This window comes from Microbacterium sp. PF5 (assembly GCF_004794315.1).
In the GTDB taxonomy this organism is placed as follows: Bacteria; Actinomycetota; Actinomycetes; order Actinomycetales; family Microbacteriaceae; genus Microbacterium; species Microbacterium sufflavum.
The window spans coordinates 1-3,504 of the sequence record NZ_SSDQ01000090.1 but is presented as its reverse complement, the minus strand read 5'-3'; the positions used below and the strand labels follow the sequence as shown (position 1 = coordinate 3,504).

Below are 3,504 nucleotides of genomic sequence, written 5' to 3'. Positions count from 1 at the left end.
GGCCGAGGGGGTCGCGGAGACGGCGTCCGCGGTCTCGGCGATCACGGGCGCGGTCATGCGGTGGCCTCCTGCAGCGTGCGGCGGGGTTCGGGGCGACCGCGGCGGGCGGAGGTGCGCTGCCGCGGGTCGATGAGCGGCGTGGCGAGGTCGACCGCGAAGCTGATGAGCACGAAGCCGAGTGCCGACAGCAGCACCACCCCCTGCAGCACCGGGATGTCCTGGTTCGCGACGGCCTGCTCCGTGAGGCGTCCGATCCCGGTACGGCCGAACACGGTCTCCGTCACGACGGCGCCGCCCACGAGCTCACCGAACAGCACGCCCGCGATCGTGAGCGTCGGCACCGCCGCGTTGCGCGCGACCGAGCGCGTGAGCACCCACACCGGCGGTGCGCCCTTCGCCCGCAGCACGGTCACGAACGGCTGCGCCTGCACCTGGTCGATCGACCGCACCAGCACCTGGGCGAGGGGCGCGGAGATCGGCACGGCCAGGGTGAGCACGGGCAGCACGAGACCGCTCACCGGGTCGGCTCCCACGATCGGCACCCAGCCGAGGCCGAACGAGAACACCTGGATGAGCAGGATCCCGAGCCAGAACACCGGCACCGCGACGAAGAGGCCAGGCACCTGGCGCAGTCCCGTGCGCAGCCACGCGAACGGCGCCAGCGACGACAGCCCGGCGATCAGCACGGCCAGCACGAGCGCCACGGCGAGCCCGAGCGACGCGAGCAGCAAGGTGGCGGGCAGCGCCTCCGCCAGCATCGTGCGCACCGGGGTGCCGAACTGCGTCGAGTAGCCGAAGTCGCCGGCGAGGAAGCCGAGCCCGGCGTGCACGTACTGCTCCCACCACGGCAGGTCGGCGCCATAGGTCGCGCGGATCCCGTCGAGCTGCTCCGGCGAGAGCCCGAGGCTCGGGTCGGAGAACTTGATCAGGATCGCGTCGCCCGGCAGGAGCTGCAGCAGGAAGAAGGTGGCCGTGAAGGCCGCGACCAGCACGATCGCGGCCTGCCCGGCTCGTCGGAGGACGAAGCTCATCGCGTCACCGTCGCCCTCAGTGCTCCGCGAGCCAGACGCCGGAGAACGTGGGGCGCCCGACCGACTCGAACGCCACGCCGTGCACGTACGTCGCCGCACCGTAGACCTGTGGCTCCTCGAACAGCGGGATCACGTAGGCCTGCTCGGCGATGTAGTCCTGCACGGCCTGCGACGCGGCGACGCGCGCGTCGGCGTCGGGCTCGGAGGCCACGGCGAGCAGCAGCTCGTCGAGCGTCGCGTCCTGCGAGATCAGCACGTCGCGGTTCTTCGTGAAGTACTGGCTCTTGATCACGTCGAGGTCGGCGCGTCCGACCATCGAGTGGTAGAACCCGGTCTTCAGCGGGTCGCGCGTGTCCTCGGCATAGGTGCCGGCATCGCCGGGCTTCACGGTCAGCTCGACGCCGACCTTCGCGAGCTGCTGGGCGATCAGCTCCAGCGTCTGCTTCGACAGCGGCTGCGGCTTCGCCTCGTAGACCGTGATCGCGAGGCGCTCGCCGTCCTTCTCCCTGATGCCGTCGCCTGCGGGCGTCCAGCCGGCCTCGTCGAGCAGCTCTTCGGCCCGGTCGGGGTCGAAGGTGTAGTGCTCCGACTCGTCCTTGTAGCCGACCGCCTGGGAGGACAGCACCGACGTCGCCACCGGGTAGTTCTCGGTGAAGAGCGTGTCGACCACCTCCTGCGCGTTCACGGCCGCGATGATCGCCTGGCGCACGCGGATGTCGGAGAGCAGCGGGTTGTCCGGCCGCAGGGCGATCGAGTTGTTCACGCCGCGGGTCTGCGGGGCGTAGAGCGTGAAGCCGGCGCCCTCCACACGGTCCTCGTCGAACGCCTGCACGTAGCGCACGTAGTCGGCCTGCCCCGCGAGCAGCGAGCCGATGCGCACGGAGTCCTCCGGGGTGATCAGCACGTGCACGGCGTCGAGGTACGGGCGGCCGTCGTTGTCGGCGCTCTCCGGACCCCAGGCGTAGTCGTCGCGCGCGGCGAGGGTGTACTCCGTGCCGAGCTTCTCGTCGGTGACGGTGAACGGACCGGAGCCGATGATGTCGGCCGCATTGCCCGCGCCGAAATCCTCGATCGTGCCGTCGAGCGTATCGGGTGACAGCAGGCCGGAGTTGATGGTGGACGTGGCCTGCAGGAACCCGGGCGACGGGGCGGAGAAGCGGAACGTGACGGTGTCCTCGTCGACCACCTCGCTGCCGGCGTAGTTGTTGATCGCCTCGGACACGGTGAGCCCGCGGTCGGCGTCGCCCAGGCCGTAGGTGTCGAAGTTCTTCGCGACGGCGGCGGCGTCGAGGGGCGTGCCGTCCGAGAAGGTGACGCCGGGGTTCAGGTCGAACGTGTACTCGGTGGCGTCGTCGTTCACGGTCCAGTCCGCGGCGACCCACGGCTCGATCTCGAGCGTCTCCGGGTTCTGCCACGTGAGCCGGGCGGCGATGTTGTTGACGATGCCGCCGTTCGGGTAGAAGCCGGCCTGCGGCGGGTACAGGTTCGTGTACGCCTGGTGCTCCAGGTACGTGAGCGTGCCGCCCGCGACAGGGGCCCCGGCGTCGGTCGGTGTGCCGGCGGGGGCGGCGGAGGTCGCGCACGCGGCGAGGCTCCCGGCCAGGACGAGGGGCAGCGCGACGGCGGCGGTGCGGATCAGGCGGCGGTTCATGCGGAGGACTCCTCGGGGGTGCGGGTGGGTGCAGGTGGGTACGGGTGCGGCGTGGGGTTCACGCTAGGAAGCGGCGGGCGGTGCGCGCCGGGCGGCGGACGCGGAAGGTCGCCCGGCGACACCCGCGGTCACGCATCGACACGCGACGTCACACGCAGGCGGTCGCGCAGCGTGATCGCGCCGTCACCGTGCTCGCGCAGCAGTCCGCGTCGCCGCAGCTCGGGCGCCGCCAGGTGCGTGAACGCCTCGAACTGCGCGGGCTGGAACGCCGAGAGCACGTTGAACCCGTCGGCCGCTCCCGCGTCGCGCCAGGTCTCGAAGTGGTCGGCGACCGCGGCGGCGTCACCGACCACGAACGCGGCGGGCACGGCGTGCGCGGCGACCAGATGCCGCCAGGTGAGGGCTGCGTCGGCGCCGATGCCGAGACCCGCGAGGTGGGCCACGCGCTCGATCAGGGCGGCCCCTCGTCCGCCGAGGCGCAGCGCCTCGGCGGGAGCGACGGGGGCGTCGAAGGCCGCGTCGCGCAGGGGGTCGTCCCCCGGCACGTCGAGGGCGTCCGCGAGCGCCGCGACCGTGCGGTTCGCCGGGAAACCGGGGCGCTCGACCTGGGGCCCCTCCGCGAGCGGCACGAGCGCGAGCAACCGCGCCACGATGCGCTGCGCCTCGGCGTGCGTCTCGGCGACCACGGGCAGCACGGGCGCGATCACCTGCAGTTCCTCCGGCGAGCGCCCGGCCTCCGCCGCGACCTCCCGCAGTCCCCGCCGCGTGGCGACCGCGTCGGCCAGGGTCGGCGAGGCGATGAGGGCGAGGTCGGCCGCGGTC

Annotated in this window: 3 protein-coding genes; all 3 read right to left on the bottom strand. The window is 72.7% G+C overall.

The genetic code is table 11. The features are described 5' to 3' along the window. Positions 1–53: 53 nt before the first annotated feature. Positions 54–1,031 carry an ABC transporter permease gene (locus tag DW297_RS07210; RefSeq protein ID WP_136030853.1) on the bottom strand — a complete coding sequence of 326 codons (978 nt, stop codon included), beginning with the start codon at positions 1,029–1,031 and terminating at the stop codon, positions 54–56. 16 nt (positions 1,032–1,047) lie between these two features. Next, positions 1,048–2,682 carry a TIGR04028 family ABC transporter substrate-binding protein gene (locus DW297_RS07205; protein ID WP_136030851.1) on the bottom strand — a complete coding sequence of 545 codons (1,635 nt, stop codon included), beginning with the start codon at positions 2,680–2,682 and terminating at the stop codon, positions 1,048–1,050. A 128-nt stretch (positions 2,683–2,810) separates the two neighbouring features. Then, positions 2,811–3,504 (bottom strand): LLM class flavin-dependent oxidoreductase (locus tag DW297_RS07200; protein ID WP_136030849.1); only part of this gene is annotated, 694 nt, incomplete at its 5' end.